We start from the raw sequence: 20,262 nt of genomic DNA on the forward strand, positions 1-20,262 counted from the left end.
GTGTTTCGGTGGTCATAGCGTTAGGGAAACGCCCGGTTACATTTCGAACCCGGAAGCTAAGCCTTTCAGCGCCGATGGTACTGCAGGGGGGACCCTGTGGGAGAGTAGGACACCGCCGAACAATTTTTAAGAAAAGCCTGGTTGGGAACTCCGATTCTCAACCAGGCTTTTCTCATTTCAGTTTGTAGGCTGGCCTCATGCGCTATGACCTGGTCATCTTCGACAACGATGGAGTGCTCGTCGACAGCGAGTCCATCTCCAATCGGATTCTCGCCGCCTACCTCACGGAGTTGGGGCACCCCACCAGCTACGAGGACTCCATACGCGACTACATGGGCTCCGCCATGCATCGCATCCACGAACTGGTCCTCGAGCGCTCGGGCCGGCGGCTGCCGTCGGACTTCGACACCACCTTCCACGGCCGGGTCTTCGACGCCTTCCGCCAGGAGCTGCGGCCGGTGGCCGGGGTGTCCGAGGTGCTGGAGAAGCTGCGGGCCGACGGGATTCCGTACTGCGTCGCCTCCTCCGGAAGCCATGAGCGCATCCGCGTCGCCCTCCGTACGACCGGGCTGTACGAACTCTTCGGTGAGGAGCACATCTTCAGTTCCGAGGACGTGGGCCGGGGCAAGCCCGCCCCGGATCTGTTTCTGCACGCGGCCGAGCGGATGGGGGTGGCGCCCGAGCGCTGTGCCGTCGTAGAGGACAGCCCGCTCGGAGTCCAGGCCGCCGTGGCCGCCGGGATGGATGTGTACGGCTACACGGCCATGACACCCGCCGCCAAGCTCGCCGCGGCCGGCGACCGCTTCGGCCACATGGCCGAACTGCGAGCGTTGCTCACCTCTACCCACAAGTAGCCAGGGGCCGTACGCTCCACGTGCATGACGGATTCGCGTCCGAGCCGCCGACTTCGGCAGGGCCGGGCCTCATTGGCCATCAGTTTCTTCGTCCAGGGCGCGATCTTCGCTCTGCTGGTGACGCGCATACCCGCGCTCCAGGATCGGTACGGGATATCCGATGGGCTGCTGCCCCTCTTCCTGGCCGCCGTGCCGATCCTGGCCGGCGTGGGCAGCGTAGGCACCGAGCATCTGGTCAAGCGGATGCGTCCGGGGCTCGTCCTCCGCGTGGTGCAGCCCATCGTCTCCGTCGCCCTGCTGACCGCCGGATCGGGGACGACGGTGTGGCAGCTCGCGGTGGCCCTCGCGGTGTTCGGGCTGACCGTCGGGGCGCTGGACGCGTCGATGAACATGCTCGGGGTGAGCCTTCAGCGCGCGTACGGCCGCAGCATCATGCTCGGCTTCCACGGCGCGTACAGCCTGGGCGGGATCGCCGGGGCCTCGCTCGCCTGGGTGGGCGCGCACTGGGACCTGCCGCTGCCCACGCTCTACGCGCCGCTGGTGGCCACCCTGGTGCCCGTCGCGCTGGTCGCCAGCCGCTGGTACGTGGACCGCCAAGCCGACCGCCAGGTCGACCACCAAACCCATGACGACCAAACCCAGGGCCACCAAACCCAAGACCACGGCGCCGCCGTGAGCATGCGGGCGCTGCTGCCGCTCTGTCTCGTCATGGCCTTCGGCTATATCGGGGACTCCACCGTCTCCAACTGGAGCGCCAAGTACCTGGAGGACGTGCTCCACAGCTCCGAGCAGTTGGCCACGGTCCCGTACAACGTCTATATGGTCACCACGCTCCTCGGCCGCTCCTTCGGCGACTTCGGGGTGCGGCGCTTCGGCGCGGTCGCCGTGGTCCGGGCCGGGGCGCTGCTCGCGGGCGCCGGTTTCGCGGTGGTCGCGGCGGCGCCCAGCCCATGGCTGGGGATGGGCGGGTTCACGCTGCTGGGGCTGGGGCTGTGCGTGCTGGTGCCGCAGACGTTCGCGGCGGCGGGGCGGCTCTTCCCCGGGGCGTCCGACGCCGCCGTCGCCCGCCTCAATATCTTCAACTACGTGGGCTTCCTCATCGGCTCACCGCTCGTCGGCGCGCTGGGCGGCGCGTGGAGCTATCGGGCGGCGATGCTGGTGCCGATGGTGCTCGTGCTGGTGACGATCCGGTACGCGAGGTCGTTCACCCCTGTACCTGCCGGATACGGTGACGGGCATGAGCGGCCGCGCACAGTTGATGTGGGATGAGGAAGTAACCGGATACGACTTCGGCGCCGGGCACCCGATGGACCCGGTGCGGCTCGCGCTGACCATGCGGTTGGTGCGGGCGTACGGACTGGACCGGGCGGTCCAAGTGGTGGCCGCCAAGCCGGCCGGGGAGTCGACGCTGCGCCTGGTGCACGGGCAGGAGTACATCGAGGCGGTACGGCGGGCCTCGGCCGCCCCGGAATCGGCGGACGGTTCGTACGGGCTGGGGACGATCGACGATCCGGCCTTCGCGGGGATGCACGAGGCGTCCGCGCTGATCGCCGGGCAGTCGGTCGGCGCCGCCGAGGACGTATGGCGCGGTGAGGCGCTGCACGCGGTGAACTTCGCGGGCGGGCTGCACCATGCGATGCCCCGGGGCGCGTCCGGGTTCTGCATCTACAACGACGCGGCGCTGGCGGTCGCGCGACTCCTGGAGCTGGGTGCGGAGCGGGTGGCGTATGTGGATGTGGATGTCCATCACGGGGACGGGGTCCAGGCGGCGTTCTGGGACGATCCGCGGGTGCTGACGATCTCGCTGCATGAGCACCCCCGGACCCTGTTCCCGCAGACCGGCTGGCCGGAGGAGGCGGGCGGGGAGGGCGCCGAGGGCTCGGCGGTCAATGTGGCCCTGCCGGCCGGGACCTCGGACGAGGGATGGCTGCGGGCCTTTCACGCGGTGGTGCCGGAGCTGCTGGCGGCGTTCCGTCCGCAGGTGCTGGTGACCCAGCATGGCGCGGACACCCATGTCGAGGACCCCCTCGCTCACTTGGCGGTGACGGTCGACGCGCAGCGGGCGGTCGCCGAGAGCTGTCACCGGCTGGCGCATGAGCACGCGGACGGGCGCTGGGTCGCGCTCGGGGGCGGCGGCTATGCGGTGGTGGACGTGGTGCCGCGGTCCTGGACGCATCTGGTCGCGATCGCGGCGGGGCGGCCGGTCGAGCCCGCCGCGGCGGTGCCGGAGGAGTGGCGGCAGGAGGTGTACCGGCGGACCCGGATGGACGCGCCGCGGCGGATGACGGACGGGCGGGAGCCGGGCTGGCGGGAGTTCGGCGAGTCCGGGTACGACCCGGCGGACCGGCTGGACCAGGCGATCCTGGCGACGCGCCGGGCGGTCTTCCCGCACCACGGGCTGCTTCCGTGAATCGCCCCGCGAAAAGCCTCTCCACGCCGATCGGAAACGCCCGGACGAGGGTCTGACCAAACGGGCGTTACGCCAACCGTGGGGTCTGCCGGGATAACCGGGCGGCCGGCGGGCCGCGTCCGTCAGCATCGGTGACGTGCTGAGTACTGCCGCGCTGCGCGCGCATCTGCTGGCGGCGCGGCTCGCCGGACCCGTGGCGACGAGCCGGGAGGAGAGCCTGCGCCGCTATCGGCTCTTCGCCGCCCGGGACCCCCGGGTGCTGCTCGGTCTGGAGCCCGAATACGACTGGTCCTTTACGGAATTGCTCAGCTTGATGGGCGCCAAATGCGGGGTTTCGATCGACCCGGCCAACGTTTCGGGGCCGGATGTGATCGATCCAGAGCTGACGATCGCCGCTCTGCATGCCTTCGCGGACCGGCTGCGCGCCGCCGCCCAGGACCGGCTCCCGGTGCTCCTCGGCACCGGCCATCCCCACCGTCTCCTCGGGTTCTACGCCGCGTTGGCGTCGGCGCTCTCGGCGGCGGGCTGCCGTGTCCTCACTCCCGCGCACGGTAGATGTATCGACATAACGACGCGGTTCGGCGTACGTACCCACCGGCTCGCCTACGTACGAGGTATTGCGATGGTGCAGGCGCCCGGCGCTCGCCCGTCCGCGAGTGAGCCGGGCGCCCACAGCCATTCGCCGCTCCCGGTTCGGGTCGCGCTCGGCTCCGCCGCGGAGTCCGGCGGCCCGCTGCCGGGACTGGTCATCGGGGACCACGGATGGGTCTGCGGTGCAGGTCAGCTCGGTTTTGAGGCCATCGGTCTTGCGGATACGGACGACCCCGCGCTGTTCGTCGGGGAGGCCGAGGGACGGGTGTCCGTCGCCGTTCCGCTTGATGACGCTGTGCGGTCTGGTTACTACCGGCCGCTTACTCGCTATGTACTCAATCGAGCGTGTCTGTCACAGTAGGCGTCCGATCGCTACTCCTCTTCCCCACTTGCATCACCCGCCCCTAACCTGGGGTGGAGCGCGCATGCGACCAGGAGTCACCGGAGGGGAAGCCGGTGCCCGACATGTGCGGAAGGTTCAGGTGTTGTGTCATGGCTGCTGGCGAACGGCCTCTGAACGAGGTTCAGTTTCTGACCGTGGCGGAAGTCGCCTCGGTGATGCGAGTGTCCAAGATGACCGTGTACCGCTTGGTGCACAGCGGTCATCTGCCGGCGATCCGGGTGGGCAGGTCTTTCCGGGTCCCAGAGCAAGCGGTTCATGAATACCTCCGCGAATCGTATGTGGGGGTGGAGTCCGCCTAGGCGCTTTCCGGGCCCGGGGAGGACCCTCGGATTACGTGGTTCGCTCGGCGCCGGGTAGGCTGGCCCGATGTAGGTCGTGTGGGCTCGGACGCCCCGCACCGAGTGAATCGAAGTGAGCGAGGGTAGTCGTGGGCTCTGTTATCAAGAAGCGGCGCAAGCGGATGGCGAAGAAGAAGCACCGCAAGCTGCTCAAGCGCACGCGCGTCCAGCGTCGCAACAAGAAGTAAGCAAGCGACGCTGTGTTCGTCCCGCAGCCCTTCCACCACCGGTGGAAGGGCTGCGGTGCGTGTGGGGCACGGGTCTGAGCCATGGCGGCCCCGGTGGCCCCGGCTTAAAACGCGCAGCGCGCGGCGAGTGGTCATCACAGCGCAACATCGAGCGGTTACGGTGTTCCGCACAGCCCAGCTCGGACGAGGGTGGGAAGGAAGGCGCTGATCTTGGGAAAGGTCGTGCTCGTCACCGGGGTCGCTCGCCGGCTGGGAGGCCGTTTCGTCCGGCGCATACAGCGCGAACCCGATGTGGAGCGGGTGATCGGCGTGGATGCCGTGCCGCCCGAACACCACCTCGGCGGGGCCGACTTCGTCCGGGCCGATATCCGGCATCCCACGATCGGGAAACTGCTCGCCGAATACGGCGTCCACACCGTCGTCCACATGGATATCAACGGGACTCCGCTGGGGGCGCGCGGCAATCGCGCCTCGATCAAGGAGACCAATGTCATCGGCACCATGCAGTTGCTCGGCGCCTGCCAGAAGGCCCCGTCGGTGCAGCGGCTGGTGGTGAAGTCCAGCACCAATGTGTACGGCTCCGCGCCCCGCGACCCCGCCGTCTTCAGCGAGACCACCCCGCCCAAATCCCTGCCCAGCGGCGGCTTCGCCAAGGACACCGTCGAGGTCGAGGGATATGTCCGCGGTTTCGCCCGACGCCGCCCCGATGTCGCGGTGTGCGTGCTGCGCTTCGCCAACATCCTGGGGCCCTGCGCCGACTCGCCGCTCGCCGAGTACTTCGCGCTGCCCGTGCTGCCCACCGTCATCGGCTACGACCCGCGGCTCCAGTTCGTCCATGAGAAGGACGCCATCGAGGTGCTGCGGATCGGGGCCTCCGAGCCGCGCCGGTCCACGCTCAACAGCGGCACGTTCAATATCGCCGGGGACGGGGTGCTGCTGCTCTCCCAGGCCGCCCGGCGGCTCGGCCGCCCGACCCTGCCGCTGCTGCTGCCCACCCTGCGCTGGGCTCGCACCGCGCTGCGGTCCCTCGGCATCACCGACTTCTCGCCCGAGCAGGTCCGGCTGCTCACCCACGGCCGGGTCGTGGCCACCAACCAGATGCGCGAGACCCTGGGATTCGAACCCGAGCACACCACCGCCGGTGCCCTCGCGGACTATGCGCACAGCCGTGGTCCCGGGCTGCTCCCGCCCGAGACCCTCGCCCGTACCATTGATCGGCTCGCCGCGCTGCTGCCCGCGGGCGCCCAGACGTGAGGAGCGCAACCACCATGGCGGACGCCAAGGTCATTCCGTTTGGTGAGGAGCCCAGGTCTTCCCGGAGGAAGGTCCCTCGGCTGGGGCGCGGCGGCCGCTCCCAGGGCTCGCTCAAGCCCGTACCGCAGCAGCGCGACGAGGCGCTCGAACAGCGCCCCCAGACGGCGGCCGCGGCCGTGCCGCCCCTGCCGCCCGACCCGCCCAAGCAGGCCCCGGGCAGCGGCGACTGGGAGCGCAAGCTGGCCCACGGACTGAGCTTTCTGCGCCGCCGGATCACCGGGGACTACGAGGTCGACGACTTCGGCTACGACCACGATCTGACCGAGCAGGTGCTGATGTCCCTGCTCCGCCCGCTGTACGACAAGTACTTCCGGGTCGAGGTGAAGGGGATCGAGAACATCCCCGACAGCGGCGGTGCGCTCGTCGTCGCCAACCACTCCGGGGTGCTGCCGCTGGACGGGCTGATGCTCCAGGTCGCGGTGCACGACAACCACCCGGCCCAGCGCCATCTGCGGCTGCTCGCGGCCGACCTCGTCTTCGTACTGCCGGTCGTCAACGAGCTGGCGCGCAAGGCGGGTCACACCCTTGCCTGCGCCGAGGACGCCCAGTTGCTGCTGGAGCGCGGCGAGGTGGTCGGGGTGATGCCGGAGGGCTTCAAGGGGATCGGCAAGCCGTTCTCGGAGCGGTACAAGCTCCAGCGCTTCGGGCGGGGCGGCTTCGTCTCGACGGCGCTGCGCGCGGGGGCGCCGATCGTGCCGTGCTCGATCGTGGGCGCGGAGGAGATCTACCCGATGGTGGGGAACGCGAAGACCCTGGCCCGGCTGCTGGGCCTGCCGTACTTCCCGGTCACGCCGACCTTCCCGCTGCTGGGGCCGCTGGGCGCGGTGCCGCTGCCGACGAAGTGGACGATCCAGTTCGGCGAGCCCATCCCCACCGACGGGCATCCGCCGGAGGCGGCGGACGACCCGATGCTGATGTTCAACCTGACGGACCAGGTACGGGAAACGATCCAGCACACGCTCTACAAGCTGCTGGTGCAGCGGCGGTCGGTGTTCTTCTGAGGCTTGCCCGGCGGGCGGCGTGATGAGGCGCGGCCACCCGGCCCGACGGACGGAGTCCGGCGCAGCCCGGCCGAAGCTGGGGAGGCCCTCCAGGGCCGAGCCATGCGAGGGCGGCCGGAGGAGGGGCCAAGCTGCTGGTGCAGCGGCGGTCGGTGTTCTTCTGAGGCTTGCCCGGCGGGCGGCGTGATGAGGCGCGGCCACCCGGCCCGACGGACGGAGTCCGGCGCAGCCCGGCCGAAGCTGGGGAGGCCCTCCAGGGCCGAGCCATGCGAGGGCGGCCGGAGGAGGGGCCAAGCTGCTGGTGCAGCGGCGGTCGGTGTTCTTCTGAGGCTTGCCCGGCGGGCGGCGTGATGAGGCGCGGCCACCCGGCCCGACGGACGGAGTCCGGCGCAGCCCGGCCGAAGCTGGGGAGGCCCTCCAGGGCCGAGCCATGCGAGGGCGGCCGGAGGAGGGGCCAAGCTGCTGGTGCAGCGGCGGTCGGTGTTCTTCTGAGGCTTGCCCGGCGGGCAGTCTCGGCGTTTTCTGAGGGGTGGCGTGGTCTGAGGGCGGGTGGTGGGCGGCAGCGCACACCACCCGCCCTCAGGACGTCGTCACCTCGTGTCGTCGCCGTCGATGCTCAGGCCCGGCAGCAGGTCCGGCAGCAGGGGGGGAATGGTGATGTCCGGCTGGGACGACGCCTTGCCGCCCGGGTCGCCCTTGCCCGTGGACGGGCTGGGGCTCGCGCCGCCGAGCGGCGGGTCCAGCAGGTCCCCGGCCCCGCCCACCAGCCCGCCGCTCTGGTCGTGGGTGCTTGCCGAGGACGACGGGTGCGGGTGGGTGTCGGTCTCGCCGGTGCGGCTGCCGCTCGGGGTGGCCGAGGCGGACGCCGGACGGTCGCCCGGGGCCACCCCGTCGGCGCGCTGGGGCGCGTGCCCGGTCTGGCCGGACTGGCCCTGCTGCTCCTTCTTCGTGGGCAGCAACGCGCGCAACGGACCGACCTCTTGGTCTATGGCGTCGAAGACCGAGCTCACCTCGTCGCCGACATCCATGAGCTGGACCGGAAGCTGATCGCGCAGTCGGCTCCAGCCGCCGCGATGGGCCTGGGAGAAGGTGGAAAGCTGCTGGATCGGGCCGAGTGAGCCATCGCGCTCGTAGACCTGGTGCAGCAGCCGGTGGCCCTCGGAGGCGTCATGGCGCATACCGGCCAGGGCCCGGCGGATCTCCCCCAGCGAGTCATGGTCCAGATCGCCGGTGCGGGTGCGCTCCATCAGGCGGCGCGCCTCGCTCATCCGCGTCGACGCCTGGTCCAGATAGATCCGGCCGCGGTCGGCGTCGCCGTCGGCCATCTCCAGCTTGAGGTCCTCCATGCCGCGCTTGAAGCCGTAGAGGGTGTCGCCCGGCAGCGCGTCCGAGCTGGCCGCGGCGACGCCGCCGAAGGCACCCGCCGCGACGCCGACGGTGAGCCCCCCGGCCGCAAGCCCCTTGGACCAGCGGGAACGGGGGCGCAGTCTTGCGACCGGGGGTTTGGCGCGGTGGGCGCCGCCGGTGCGGCGGCGCTGCTCGGGCACGCGTGGTGCGCCCTCGGCGAAGGCCGCCTCCATGGCGGCGAGCAACTGCGCCCGCTGGGTGACGCGGACCTCCGGGTCCAATGTCGGTTTCGGCAGCTCGCCCAGCCCGCTCGCCAGGGCCAGCAGCCGTCTCCGCTCGGCGCTCTCCGCCGATGGGGAACCTGGCTGTTGCTGCGGCGCATTGTCCTGGGCGGCCTGGTGGTTGCTCTCCAGGGCCTCCAGGGCCTCCAGGGCCTTGGCGAAGGCGTTCGCCCGCCGGTGTGCCGATACGTTCGCGATCACAGGCGGCACCTCCTCTCGTCGTGACGGTCGACTCCCCAGGACACCCGAGGGTTCCGTGCCATGCGCGCGTCCACCCGATCGAGTGAGTGGACTACGGGCAGGGTACGACCGCGAGGCGCCTGCATCTCCCACAACGAGCGGCGCAGCACCCGGGTTACGCCCTGCCCAAAGGCGGACGGTCCGTGGCCGGACGGCTACGGGTGGTCAGCGGGCGTCGTCCGGAAGAAGCCGGGCCAGGGTGCGCACGGCCCGGTACTGAAGGGTTTTGATCGCGCCCTCGTTCTTCCCCATGACCCGGGCGGTCTCGGCGACCGAGAGGCCCTGGAGGAAGCGGAGCGTCACGCACTCCTGCTGCTGCGGGTTGAGTTTTCGCACCGCTTGGAGCAGGGCCGCGTTGGACAGCGATTCGAGGACGGAGTCCTCTGGGCTGCGCTCGACCTCGTTGGCGTCCAGCATCTCGCCGGTGGTGACCTCCAGCCGGAAGCGGCTGGACTTGAAGTGGTCGGCGACGAGGTTGCGCGCGATGGTCACCAGCCAGGCGCCGAAGTCGCGGCCCTGCCAGGTGAAGGTGCCGATGCGGCGCAGGGCGCGCAGGAACGTCTCGCTGGTCAGGTCCTCGGCCGTGGCCTTGCCGCCCACGCGGTAATAGATATAGCGGTAGACGGTGTCGGCGTACTGGTCGTAGAGCCTGCCGAACGCCTCCGCCTCTCCGGACTGGGCGCGCTCGACGAGGTCCATCATGCGACGGCTGTCGCTGTCGGCGCCGGGGCGCCGGGCGGTGGGGGTGGAGCCGCGGGAGCGTCTGCCGACCGCGGCGCCGCCGTCCGCCAGTGCGTAGCACGGACCGGCCTGGCCGGGGCGATTGACCGTGCCGACGGCTGGGCCGGCGGGCAGGGGGGCGGCGAGGCCGGGGACGGCATACGCGGTGGGGACGAAGCCGCGCAGACAGTCAAGGACCGTTGCGCGCAGCGTAGCCAGGCCCGAGGCGTCAACCCCGACGTGTGGGTACACGAGACTCCCAGAGGCAGAGCTTCCATCACGATCAGTACGGGACCGTCACCCGCCGTAGGGACGTGTGGGTACCGGTTTGCGTCTAAGGAGAATAACGCTTCGTACAGGCAGCACTACACCCAGTTGTTCAAATCATCGTTTCCGTTCGCTCTGTTATGGATTGATGACTCATCAAGTATCGAACGTGTGCCGCTAATTGATCGGAATCGTTCGTGAGTTGTGCGATTGCGTGGCGTGTTGTGACAAAGCGGCGGTAAGGGGACTGGCGGGAGCGCTGTGGGGTAAGACGCATGGAATGACCGAAACAGGACGGGCGCGTTCGGTTGGTGACGCTGCGTATCGATGGGCGCATGGTCACGGAGTGCGATCGGCGGTCAGTCTTGACCGTCCTCGGTCACGGTCGTGCGCGAGCGGTCAGCGCGGCCCGGGGGAGGGTGCCGGAAAGGGTCCAACGGGAGGTCAGCGGGGTGGAGTGGGTCCTCGGCCGCCCGCGGTCAGCGGCGTCGGCGGTGCAGGGCCACGGCGGCCGCCGTGCCGCCCGCCACCGCGCCCACCCCGGCCGCCGCCGGAATGCCGATCTTGGCCGCCTTACGGCCGGTGCGGTAGTCGCGCAGCCGCCAACTGTTCTCACGGGCGTGCTTGCGCAGCCGGGCGTCCGGGTTCACCGCGTACGGATGGCCCACGATCGACAGCATCGGGATGTCGTTCGCGGAGTCGCTGTAGGCCGCGCAGCGGGCGAGGTCCAGCCCCTCGGCCGTCGCCAGCGCCCGTACCGCCTCGGCCTTGGCCGGGCCGTGCAGCGGCTCGCCGACCAGCCGGCCGGTGTAGACGCCGCCGACCGACTCGGCCACCGTGCCCAGTGCCCCGGTCAGGCCGAGCCGCCGGGCGATGATCGTCGCGGTCTCGACCGGCGCGGCGGTCACCAGCCAGACCCGCTGCCCGGCGTCCAGATGGGCCTGGGCGAGGGCCCGGGTGCCGGGCCAGATGCGGTCGGCCATGTACTCGTCGTAGATCTCCTCGCCGATCGACATCAGCTCGGCGACCCGGTGGCCCTTGACGATGGACAGGGCGCTGCTGCGCACGTCCTCCATATGCGCCGGGTCCTCGACACCGGCCACCCGGAACCAGGTCTGCTGCCACGCGAAGCGGGCGAGTTCGCGCTTGCGGAAGAAGTGCCGCTTGTAGAGGCCGCGGCCGAAGTGGAAGATCGCGGCGCCCTGCATGACCGTGTTGTCCAGGTCGAAGAAGGCGGCGGCCCGCTCGTCGCCGACGACCGGGAATTCCGGTTCGGCGGGGGGCTGCGGTGCGGGGGTCTCGGCCGACGACTTGCGCGCTGCCTCGGCCGATGCCTCTCCGGCGAGGACACTCCGCTCGGTGGCGGGGCGTCGACGTCGGGTGAACCATCCCAGTGCGGCCATGGAGCGAGCATAGCCAGCGCTCCGGCGCATCCCGTTACGCCCGGGTGTCGGGCCGATTCAGGTTACGCGAAAGGGAGGCCGTACAGGGGGCGGAATCAGCCGCCTCGCGGGCGCGAAATCAGCCGCCTCGCGGGCGCGGGACCGGCCGTCTCGCGGGGTTCGGAATCAGCCGCCGAGCGCTTTGCGCAGCCGCCCCGGGTTCACTCGCCAGAAGTCGTGCTGTTCGCCGTCGATGAGCACCACCGGGATCTGCTCCCAGTAGGCGCGGTACAGCTCCTCGTCCTGGGTGATGTCCTTCTTCTCCCAGGGGGTGCCCAGCTCGCCGCAGACCTCTTTGATCACGGCCTCGGCGTCCTCGCACAGGTGGCAGTCGGGCTTGCCGATCAGCGTGACCGTGCGCTCGGCGGGCTTCTTCCGCGGGGTGCGGCGCAGCAACGGACTCATGCCCCTCATTCTGCCTGCCCTTTTCGAGGCTCGGTTCGCCTCCGGGGCGCTTCAGCCTCCCCCAGCTACCGCTGGGAGGTGCCCCCTGTCGACGGTCGACCGTGCTCGGTCGCCCACGCGGCGGAGCCGCATATCGATCGCAGCCCGCGCTCCCTGCGCGCGCTCTCCCTGTCGACAGCGACGCGCCCCTTCGGCTCGCCCCCAGCTACCGCTGGGAGGTGCCCCCGGCCGGAAGACCTCAGCGCCCTGACCCGCGACGGCGCCCCTCCCACGAGTTCGGAAGTGGGCTCTCGGTCGATTACGATCGTGGGCGTTTTGTTGCTGTCCGGGGGTAAAAAGGTGAGGAGTGAGGGCCTGTGCTCCGGTCGGCGGCCCAGTGGTACGAGCGTGCCTGCCGGGAACGGCGTGACGCAGGTGGTGGTTCCGCGGCTGGCGCGAAAAGGCGCGTGACACCGGTCACTTTGCTCGGACAAAGCGGACACCATCTTTGTGCACGCGTTCACAAAGACATAGCCTGCTGTCGATGGGGCGGTCATGAAACACCCGGCCGCCCACAGCCTCGCTCTACCCGCAGGAGCACCGTGGCAACTGGCCGAACTCACCGACCGGCGACCCGCAGCCGAGGGATCCCCGAGGCCACCGTCGCCCGGCTACCGCTGTATCTGCGTGCCCTGACCGCTCTCTCCGAGCGCTCGGTGCCCACAGTGTCCTCGGAGGAGCTGGCCACCGCGGCCGGCGTCAATTCGGCCAAGCTGCGCAAAGACTTCTCCTATCTCGGTTCGTACGGCACCCGCGGTGTCGGCTACGACGTGGAGTACCTCGTCTACCAGATCTCGCGGGAGCTCGGGCTCACCCAGGACTGGCCGGTTGTGATCGTCGGTATCGGTAATCTCGGCGCCGCGCTCGCCAACTACGGCGGCTTCGCCTCCCGTGGTTTCCGGGTCGCCGCGCTGATCGACGCCGACCCCGGCATGGCCGGGAAGCCGGTCGCGGGCATTCCGGTGCAGCACACCGACGAGCTCGAGAAGATCATCACGGAGAACGGCGTCTCGATCGGCGTCATCGCCACCCCGGCGGGCGCGGCCCAGCAGGTCTGCGACCGGCTCGTCGCCGCCGGGATCACCTCGATCCTCAACTTCGCGCCCACCGTGCTGACCGTTCCGGACGGGGTGGACGTGCGCAAGGTCGATCTCTCCATCGAGCTCCAGATCCTCGCCTTCCACGAGCAGCGCAAGGCGGGCGAGGAGGTCGCCGCGCCCGAGGAGGCCGCGGGAGCCGTGCCACCACCGCCCGTGGCGCATCGCGCGCCCTCCGCCGGCCCCGGTGCCGACAGCGGCCGGCAAGGACCTGACGGGGACGTGCCCGCCGTGATGCCGGCATGAGTCTCCTCGTCGTCGGACTGAGCCACCGCAGCGCGCCCGTGAGCGTGCTGGAGCGCGCCGCCCTGGTGGGGGACGAGCAGGCGAAGCTGGTGCAGGACACCCTCGCCGCCGAGCCCGCCACCGAGGCCGCGGTGCTGGCCACCTGCAACCGCATCGAGCTCTACGCCGACGTGGACAAGTTCCACGCCGGGGTGGCCGAGCTGTCCACGCTGCTCGCCCAGCACACCGGCGTCGGCCTGGACGAGCTCACCCCGTATCTCTACGTCCACTACGAGGACCGGGCCGTCCACCACCTCTTCTCGGTGGCCTGCGGGCTGGACTCGATGGTCGTCGGCGAGGGCCAGATCCTCGGCCAGATCAAGGACGCGCTCGCGCTGGGGCAGGAGCTGCACACCGCCGGGCGGCTGCTGAACGATCTCTTCCAGCAGGCGCTGCGGGTCGGCAAGCGGGCCCACAGCGAGACCGGAATCGACCGGGCCGGCCAGTCGCTGGTCACCTTCGGCCTGGAGCAGATGGCCCAGGGCGCGCCGGTGGCGGAGTGGGCCCGGGGCAAGCGGGCCCTGGTGATCGGCGCGGGTTCGATGTCCTCGCTGGCCGCGGCGACGCTCGCCCGCGCCGGTGTGGCAGAACTGGTGATCGCCAACAGGACGTTGGAGCGGGCGCTGCGCCTGGCGGAGTCCCTGGTCCAGCAGCACGCGGCCACTCCGGCCGCGATCCCCGCCGAGGGTGCTGAAACGTTGCGCGAGCCGCTGGTGGCCCGCGCCGTGCCGCGGGACCGGGTCTCCGCCGAGCTGCCGCACGCCGACATCGTCGTCTCCTGTACGGGCGCGACCGGCCTGGTCCTGACCGCCCCGGAGCTGCGCACCGCGCTCGCCCAGCGCGCGGCCTGCCCGCCCGGGGCCCACCGCGCCGGGACGGACGTCTCGCTGCTCGATCTGGCGATGCCGCGCGACATAGACGCGGCGGCGCACCGGATCGAGGGGCTGCACCTGGTCGACATCGAGTCCCTCGCCGAGGCCGCCGCCGAGCCGTCCGGGGCGCCGGGCTCGTCCGCCGGGGCGATGGCCGCCGACGTGGACAAGGTGCGGACCATCGTCTCCGCCGAGGTGGCCGCCTTCGGGGCGGCCCAGCGCGCCGCGCACATCACGCCGACGGTCGTCGCACTGCGTACCATGGCGGCGGACGTCGTCGCCAGTGAGATCGCCCGGCTCGACGGGCGCCTACCGGATCTGGACGACAAGCAGCGGTCCGAGATCACGCAGACCGTGCGCAGGGTCGTCGACAAGCTGCTGCACGCGCCCACCGTGCGGGTCAAGCAGCTCGCGAGCACTCCGGGCGGCGCCGGTTACGCCGACGCCCTGCGCGAGCTCTTCGACCTCGATCCGCAGGCGGTCGCCGCCGTCAGCCGCGCCGACGGCTCGGCCCGGGCGGCCGAACCGAACGACTCGAAGGGAGGCCGGCCATGAACGCCACCCCCTCACCCGCCGCCTCCGGCGGCCTTGCGCCACTGCGTCTGGGCACCCGCCGCAGCGCGCTCGCCATGGCCCAGTCCGGCCTGATCGCGGACCTGGTGCGCGAGATCACCGGGCGCCCCGTCGAACTGGTCGAGATCACCACGTACGGCGACACCTCGCGGGAGCACCTCGCGCGGATCGGCGGCACCGGCGTCTTCGTCTCGGCGCTGCGCGATGCGCTGCTGAGCGGTGAGATCGACCTGGCCGTGCACTCGCTGAAGGACCTTCCCACCGCGGAGCCGGACGGCCTGACGCTCGCCGCGATACCGCGCCGCGAGGACCCGCGCGACGCGCTGATCGCCCGCGACGGGCTCACCTTCGACCGGCTTCCCCCGGGGGCCCGGATAGGCACCGGATCCCCGCGCCGCGCGGCCCAGCTCAACGCGTGGGCCCGCGCCTTCGGCCTCGACATCGAGACCGTGCCGATACGCGGCAATGTCGACACCCGGATCGGCTACGTCCGGTCGGGGCGGCTGGACGCCGTGGTGCTCGCCGCCGCCGGCCTGATCCGTCTGGGGCGGATCGGCGAGGCGACCGAGCTGCTCGATGTCGGCCATGTTTTGCCCGCCCCCGGCCAGGGGGCCCTGGCAGTGGAGTGTGCCGCGTCCAACGTGGCGCTCACTGCCCGGCTCGCCGAGATCGACGACCCGTACACACGGGTCGCCGTGACCGCCGAGCGATCCCTGCTCGCCGCCCTGGAGGCCGGTTGCAGCGCACCTGTGGGGGCGCTGGCCGACCTGTTGGCCGACGGTCAGGTTGTCACCGAAATGCGCCTGCGCGGCGTCGTCGGCTCCCTCGACGGCACGACGCTGGTGCAGCTATCCACCACCGGTCCCGTACCCGCGTCGCCCAGTGAGGCCGGGGACCTCGGTCGCGAACTCGCCGCCGAGATGCTCGCCAAGGGTGCGGCCGGTCTTATGGGGGAGCGAGCACTTTGAACCCCACCGTCCCGAATCACCCCGGCTGCGGACACGTCACCTTCCTCGGTGCGGGCCCCGGAGATCCGGGCCTGCTGACCTTGCGCGCCGTGGAGGCTCTGGCCACCGCGGACGTACTGATCGCCGACCCGCAAGTGCTCGACGTGGTGCGGGGGCACGTCAGGCCGGGCGTGGCCGCGGACGCTCAGGGCGTGCCGCGGCAGGCGGACACTGATGGGCCGTCAGCCACCGCCATCCCGGTACTCCGGGACACCGCCAATCTTGTCATGACGGCCGCGCGCGGCGGCAAGCGGGTCGTCCGCGCGGTCGCGGGCGACCCCGGCCTCGACGGATACGCCGCCGACGAGATGCTCGCCTGCGCCGCCGAGGGCATCCTCTTCGAGGTGGTGCCGGGTGTGGCCGCCGCGGTGGGCGTGCCCGCCTACGCGGGGGTGCCGCTGCGGGACGCCCACAGCGCGGATGTGCGCTTCGTGGACGCCCTGGCGGCCGATGAGCGCTGCTGGAGCGAGGTCGGCTCGTCCGACGCGACCGCCGTGGTCTCCGCGACCCTGGAGACGGTGGCCGCGGCCGCGGGTGAGCTGGTGGCCGCGGGCCGCAAGCCGGACACCCCGCTCACCGTCACCGTCGGCGGTACCACCACCCGCCAGCGGACCTGGACCGCGACGCTGGGCACCATCGCCCAGGTGCTGAAGGCCGCCAAGGTGCTGCCGTCGCCGCAGGGCGCACAGCCCGTGATAGCCGTGGTCGGCGAGCAGAGCGCGGCCGGCCGGCGCGAACAGCTCTCCTGGTTCGAGTCCAAGCCGCTGTTCGGCTGGAAGGTCCTGGTGCCGCGCACCAAGGAGCAGGCCGCCTCGCTCTCGGACCAGTTGCGCTCCTATGGCGCGGTGCCCAGCGAGGTGCCGACGATCGCCGTGGAGCCGCCGCGCACCCCGCAGCAGATGGAGCGCGCGGTCAAGGGCCTGGTCACCGGGCGCTATGAGTGGATCGCCTTCACCTCGGTCAACGCGGTCAAGGCGGTGCGGGAGAAGTTCGAGGAGTACGGGCTCGACGCCCGCGCGTTCGCCGGGATCAAGGTCGCGGCGGTGGGCGAGCAGACCGCCAAGTCGCTGATCGACTTCGGGGTGAAGCCGGATCTGGTGCCCAGCGGTGAGCAGTCCGCGGCCGGACTGCTGGAGGACTGGCCGCCCTACGACCCGGTCTTCGACCCGATCGACCGCGTCTTCCTGCCGCGGGCCGACATCGCCACCGAGACCCTGGTCGCCGGGCTGATCGAGCTGGGCTGGGAGGTCGACGACGTGACCGCGTACCGCACCGTGCGCGCCTCGCCGCCGCCGGCCGAGACCCGTGAGGCGATCAAGGGCGGCGGGTTCGACGCGGTGCTCTTCACCTCGTCGTCCACCGTGCGGAACCTCGTCGGCATCGCGGGCAAGCCGCACAATGTCACTGTCATCGCCTGTATCGGCCCGGCCACCGCGAAGACCGCGGAGGAGCACGGGCTGCGGGTGGACGTGCTGTCGCCCGAGCCCTCGGTGCTCAAGCTCGCCGAGGCGCTCGCGGACTTCGGGGCGGCGCGGCGGCAGGCCGCGGTCGAGGCCGGCGAGCCGGTCACCCGCCCGAGCGAGCGACGGCCGGGATCACGGAGGAGGGCACGCTCTTGAGCACCACGTACGGCAGCTTCCCCGGTGCGCGGCCGCGCCGGCTGCGGGTGAATCCGACCATGCGCCGCATGGTCGCGGAGACCCGGCTGCATCCGGCCGAGCTGATCCTGCCCGCGTTCGTGCGCGAGGACCTGACCGAGCCGCTGCCGCTTCAGGCGATGCCGGGCGTCCTCCAGCACACCCGGGACTCCCTGCGGAAGGCGGCGGCCGACGCGGTCGCCGCGGGCGTCGGCGGGATCATGCTCTTCGGGGTGCCGGAGGAGTCCAAGAAGGACGCCGTCGGCACGCCCGGCACCGATCCGGACGGGATCCTCCAGGTGGCCATCCGCGATGTGCGCGCCGAGGTCGGCGACGACCTGGTGATCATGTCCGATCTCTGCCTGGACGAGCACACCGACCACGGCCACTGCGGGGTCCTGGACGCCGAGGGCCGGATCGACAACGACGCCACGCTGGAGCGGTACGCGGAGATGGCCCGCGCCCAGGCCGACGCGGGCGTCCACACCGTGGGCCCCAGCGGCATGATGGACGGGCAGGTCGGGGTGATCCGCGAGGCGCTGGACGGCGCCGGGCACCAGGACATCTCGATCCTCGCCTACACCGTGAAGTACGCCTCCGCCTTCTACGGTCCGTTCCGCGAGGCGGTGGGCTCCTCGCTGAAGGGCGACCGCAAGACGTATCAGCAGGACCCGGCCAACGCCCGGGAGGCGATGCGCGAGCTGGAGCTGGACCTGGCCGAGGGCGCGGACATGGTCATGGTGAAGCCGGCCCTGCCCTACCTGGACATCCTGCGGCAGATCGCCGACGCGGTGGATGTGCCGGTGGCCGCGTACCAGATCTCCGGTGAGTACGCGATGGTCGAGGCGGCGGCGGCCAACGGCTGGATCGACCGCGACCGCGCGATCATGGAGACACTGACCTCGGTACGGCGCGCGGGCGCGGGGATGATCCTCACGTACTGGGCGACCGAGGTCGCCCAGCGGCTGAACCGCGGGGAGTGAGCCTGAACCGCGGGGAATGAGCCTCCACCGCGGCGAATGACGGGGAATGACCACGAGGCCGGGGGCGCGGAGCCCCCGGCCTTCGCGTCACCGGCCCGCTCTTCTCTCCTGTCGCTCTTACGGCGGTCACCGGCCGCTGACCACGAAGTCGGCGGCCGCCCGCCCGGGGGCGACCAGCCGGGCGTTGGCCTCGTCGGAGGTGAGGACGAAGCGCTCGGCCATCTCGCGCGGCTTGCCGAACCGCTCATGGCGGTCGATCAGCCGGCGCACCCGCTCCTCGGTGTCCAGGTCGACCCACCAGGTCTCGTCCAGCAGCTCGCGGACCGGGAGCCAGGGCGCCTCGTCCAGCAGCAGATAGTTCCCCTCGGTGATCACCAGCGGGATCTCGGGCGGCACCGGGATGGTGCCCGCGACGGGCTGTTCCAGCTCGCGGTCGAACCCCGGCGCGTAGACGACCTCCTCGGCGCGCGGCGCCCGCAACCGCCGCAGCAGCGCGGTGTAGCCGTACGGGTCGAAGGTCTCCGGCGCGCCCTTGCGGCCGGTCAGGCCGAGCCGGCGCAGCTCGGCGTCGGCGAGGTGGAAGCCGTCCATCGGCACCAGGGCGGCCCGGTCGGCGCCGAGGGCGTCGACCAGGTACTCGGCGAGGGTGGTCTTACCGGCCCCGGGCGGTCCGGCGATGCCGAGCAGGCGGCGACCGCCCGCGTCGGCCAGGCGCTGGGCGCGGTCGAGGAGTTGCTGGGAAGTCATGGCGGGCGCTTTCGATGGCTTTCGGGAAGGGGCACGGTCCACTATCCGGCCTGCGGCCCGCCCGTGCGGTCGGCGGTGAGGGGGAGAGCAGGCGGTCCGGCGGTGAGGAGAAGGGCAGGCGGTCCGGCGGTGAGGGGAGGGCAGGCGGGCAGCCGGGCGAATTTCCAGAAATCTCGGCAGAGGGGCACATCCCTGGACCCCTTTCGCGCGTCACATGAGAGAGCGGCCCTGCGATGTGGCCGCACGCATGGGGCATTTGGAGATATTCACGTTGAAAACCGGCATGAAGGGTCTACGTCGCGTATCCGCGGTCGCGATCACCGCTGGAGCCGTGCTGACGGCGGGTGCGTTCACCGCCTCCGCGCAGGCCGCGACGACCGCAAGTCCCACGATCGCCGCCAAGGGCGGGTTCGTGATGAACAACGCCACGGGGAAGAGCCTGTTCACCAAGGCCGCCGACGGCCGTCTTTCCACCGGCTCCACCACCAAGATCATGACGGCCCGGGTGGTGCTCGCGCAGCCGAACCTCAACCTGGACGCCAAGGTCACGGTCCAGAAGGCGTACAGCGACTACATCGTCGACAACAACTGGGCCTCCTCGGCCAAGCTGATCGTCGGCGACAAGGTCACCGTCCGCCAGTTGCTGTACGGGCTGATGCTCCCGTCCGGCTGTGACGCGGCGTACGCGCTGGCGGACAAGTTCGGCTCCGGTTCCACCCGGGCCGCGCGGGTGAAGTCGTTCATCGGCAAGATGAACACCACGGCCAAGTCCCTCGGGCTGACGAACACCCACTTCGACTCGTTCGACGGCATCGGGCGTGGCGCCAACTACTCGACGCCGCGCGATCTGACCAAGCTGGCCAGCAGCGCGATGAAGTACTCCACGTTCCGCTCGGTCGTGAAGACGAAGTCGACCAAGCAGAAGGTGACCACGAAGAGCGGCGGCTACCGCTACATGTCGTGGACCAACACCAACAACCTGCTGGGCAGCTACTCGGGCACCATCGGCGTCAAGACCGGCTCGGGTCCGGAGGCCAAGTACTGCCTGGTCTTCGCCGCCACCCGGAACGGGAAGACGATGATCGGCACCGTCCTCGCCTCCACCTCGGTGGACAACCGCACGAAGGACGCGAAGAAGCTGATGGACTACGGCTTCAGCAGGTAGCCGTCACCCGTAGCACAGCGAGGGGCCTGCCCCGCGAACCCATCGGGTCGCGGGGC

The 20,262-nt window shown here is 71.0% G+C and carries 19 protein-coding genes and 1 rRNA gene; 15 read left to right on the plus strand and 5 right to left on the minus strand.

What is annotated here, in order from left to right; genetic code table 11:
• Window positions 1–4: 4 nt before the first annotated feature.
• The 9 genes from rrf to KN815_RS26510 all read left to right on the plus strand — a co-directional run bounded on the left by rrf (window position 5) and on the right by KN815_RS26510 (window position 7,099).
• A 5S ribosomal RNA gene (rrf, locus tag KN815_RS26470) occupies window positions 5–121 on the plus strand.
• A 76-nt stretch (window positions 122–197) separates the two neighbouring features.
• Entirely contained in the window at window positions 198–854 is a 657-nt protein-coding gene (locus KN815_RS26475; protein ID WP_216344422.1) for an HAD family hydrolase, read from the plus strand.
• 24 nt (window positions 855–878) lie between these two features.
• Window positions 879–2,123 (plus strand): MFS transporter, encoded by a 1,245-nt coding sequence (locus KN815_RS26480; RefSeq protein WP_216344423.1) that lies wholly within the window; start codon window positions 879–881, stop codon window positions 2,121–2,123.
• Entirely contained in the window at window positions 2,092–3,264 is a 1,173-nt protein-coding gene (locus KN815_RS26485; protein WP_216344424.1) for an acetoin utilization protein AcuC, read from the plus strand. Before KN815_RS26480 ends, KN815_RS26485 begins: the two co-directional genes overlap by 32 nt.
• A gap of 136 nt (window positions 3,265–3,400) precedes the next feature.
• Entirely contained in the window at window positions 3,401–4,216 is an 816-nt protein-coding gene (locus tag KN815_RS26490; protein WP_216344425.1) for a phosphatase, read from the plus strand.
• 131 nt (window positions 4,217–4,347) lie between these two features.
• Window positions 4,348–4,557, plus strand: a complete 210-nt coding sequence (locus KN815_RS26495) for a helix-turn-helix domain-containing protein (RefSeq protein WP_014053989.1) — start codon at window positions 4,348–4,350, stop codon at window positions 4,555–4,557.
• Window positions 4,558–4,685: 128 nt separating this feature from the next.
• Window positions 4,686–4,784 carry a 30S ribosomal protein bS22 gene (locus KN815_RS26500; RefSeq protein WP_003948845.1) on the plus strand — a complete coding sequence of 33 codons (99 nt, stop codon included), beginning with the start codon at window positions 4,686–4,688 and terminating at the stop codon, window positions 4,782–4,784.
• Window positions 4,785–4,994: 210 nt separating this feature from the next.
• Complete coding sequence (locus KN815_RS26505) at window positions 4,995–6,038, plus strand: NAD-dependent epimerase/dehydratase family protein (protein WP_043235281.1); 1,044 nt, start codon at window positions 4,995–4,997, stop codon at window positions 6,036–6,038.
• 14 nt (window positions 6,039–6,052) lie between these two features.
• A complete protein-coding gene (locus KN815_RS26510) occupies window positions 6,053–7,099 on the plus strand; it encodes a lysophospholipid acyltransferase family protein (RefSeq protein WP_216344426.1) in 1,047 nt (348 codons plus the stop codon).
• Window positions 7,100–7,689: 590 nt separating this feature from the next.
• Here the strand turns inward: KN815_RS26510 and KN815_RS26515 are convergent.
• From KN815_RS26515 to KN815_RS26530, 4 genes are all read right to left on the minus strand, one after another.
• Complete coding sequence (locus tag KN815_RS26515; protein ID WP_216344427.1) at window positions 7,690–8,928, minus strand: DUF5667 domain-containing protein; 1,239 nt, start codon at window positions 8,926–8,928, stop codon at window positions 7,690–7,692.
• 204 nt (window positions 8,929–9,132) lie between these two features.
• On the minus strand, window positions 9,133–9,939 hold the full coding sequence (locus KN815_RS26520; protein ID WP_216344428.1) for an ECF subfamily RNA polymerase sigma factor, BldN family: 807 nt from the start codon (window positions 9,937–9,939) through the stop codon (window positions 9,133–9,135).
• Window positions 9,940–10,433: 494 nt separating this feature from the next.
• Complete coding sequence (locus tag KN815_RS26525; protein WP_216344429.1) at window positions 10,434–11,357, minus strand: HAD family hydrolase; 924 nt, start codon at window positions 11,355–11,357, stop codon at window positions 10,434–10,436.
• 165 nt (window positions 11,358–11,522) lie between these two features.
• The gene (locus tag KN815_RS26530; protein ID WP_216344430.1) at window positions 11,523–11,801 is read right to left on the minus strand and encodes a glutaredoxin family protein; all 279 of its coding nucleotides are present in this window, start codon (window positions 11,799–11,801) and stop codon (window positions 11,523–11,525) included.
• A 581-nt stretch (window positions 11,802–12,382) separates the two neighbouring features.
• Here KN815_RS26530 and KN815_RS26535 point away from each other — a divergent pair.
• Genes KN815_RS26535 through hemB form a run of 5 tightly spaced genes read left to right on the plus strand, consistent with a single transcriptional unit; the run spans window position 12,383 to window position 18,294 of the window.
• The gene (locus KN815_RS26535; RefSeq protein ID WP_216344431.1) at window positions 12,383–13,183 is read left to right on the plus strand and encodes a redox-sensing transcriptional repressor Rex; all 801 of its coding nucleotides are present in this window, start codon (window positions 12,383–12,385) and stop codon (window positions 13,181–13,183) included.
• Window positions 13,180–14,649 carry a glutamyl-tRNA reductase gene (locus KN815_RS26540; RefSeq protein WP_216344432.1) on the plus strand — a complete coding sequence of 490 codons (1,470 nt, stop codon included), beginning with the start codon at window positions 13,180–13,182 and terminating at the stop codon, window positions 14,647–14,649. The genes KN815_RS26535 and KN815_RS26540 overlap by 4 nt, the downstream gene beginning before the upstream one ends.
• Window positions 14,646–15,635: a hydroxymethylbilane synthase gene (hemC, locus tag KN815_RS26545; protein WP_216344433.1), complete on the plus strand. Its 990-nt coding sequence runs from the start codon at window positions 14,646–14,648 to the stop codon at window positions 15,633–15,635. Before KN815_RS26540 ends, hemC begins: the two co-directional genes overlap by 4 nt.
• On the plus strand, window positions 15,632–17,293 hold the full coding sequence (locus KN815_RS26550; RefSeq protein WP_216344434.1) for a bifunctional uroporphyrinogen-III C-methyltransferase/uroporphyrinogen-III synthase: 1,662 nt from the start codon (window positions 15,632–15,634) through the stop codon (window positions 17,291–17,293). The genes hemC and KN815_RS26550 overlap by 4 nt, the downstream gene beginning before the upstream one ends.
• Complete coding sequence (gene hemB / locus KN815_RS26555) at window positions 17,290–18,294, plus strand: porphobilinogen synthase (protein ID WP_216344435.1); 1,005 nt, start codon at window positions 17,290–17,292, stop codon at window positions 18,292–18,294. The genes KN815_RS26550 and hemB overlap by 4 nt, the downstream gene beginning before the upstream one ends.
• A gap of 126 nt (window positions 18,295–18,420) precedes the next feature.
• Here hemB and KN815_RS26560 read toward each other — a convergent pair whose 3' ends face one another.
• Window positions 18,421–19,041, minus strand: a complete 621-nt coding sequence (locus KN815_RS26560) for a nucleoside/nucleotide kinase family protein (RefSeq protein WP_216344436.1) — start codon at window positions 19,039–19,041, stop codon at window positions 18,421–18,423.
• 283 nt (window positions 19,042–19,324) lie between these two features.
• Between KN815_RS26560 and KN815_RS26565 the strand changes: the two genes are divergently transcribed.
• Window positions 19,325–20,206 carry a D-alanyl-D-alanine carboxypeptidase family protein gene (locus KN815_RS26565; protein WP_216344437.1) on the plus strand — a complete coding sequence of 294 codons (882 nt, stop codon included), beginning with the start codon at window positions 19,325–19,327 and terminating at the stop codon, window positions 20,204–20,206.
• The last annotated feature ends 56 nt before the right edge of the window (window positions 20,207–20,262 follow it).

It is taken from the genome of Streptomyces niphimycinicus, from assembly GCF_018883605.1.
Classification (GTDB): domain Bacteria; phylum Actinomycetota; class Actinomycetes; order Streptomycetales; family Streptomycetaceae; genus Streptomyces; species Streptomyces niphimycinicus.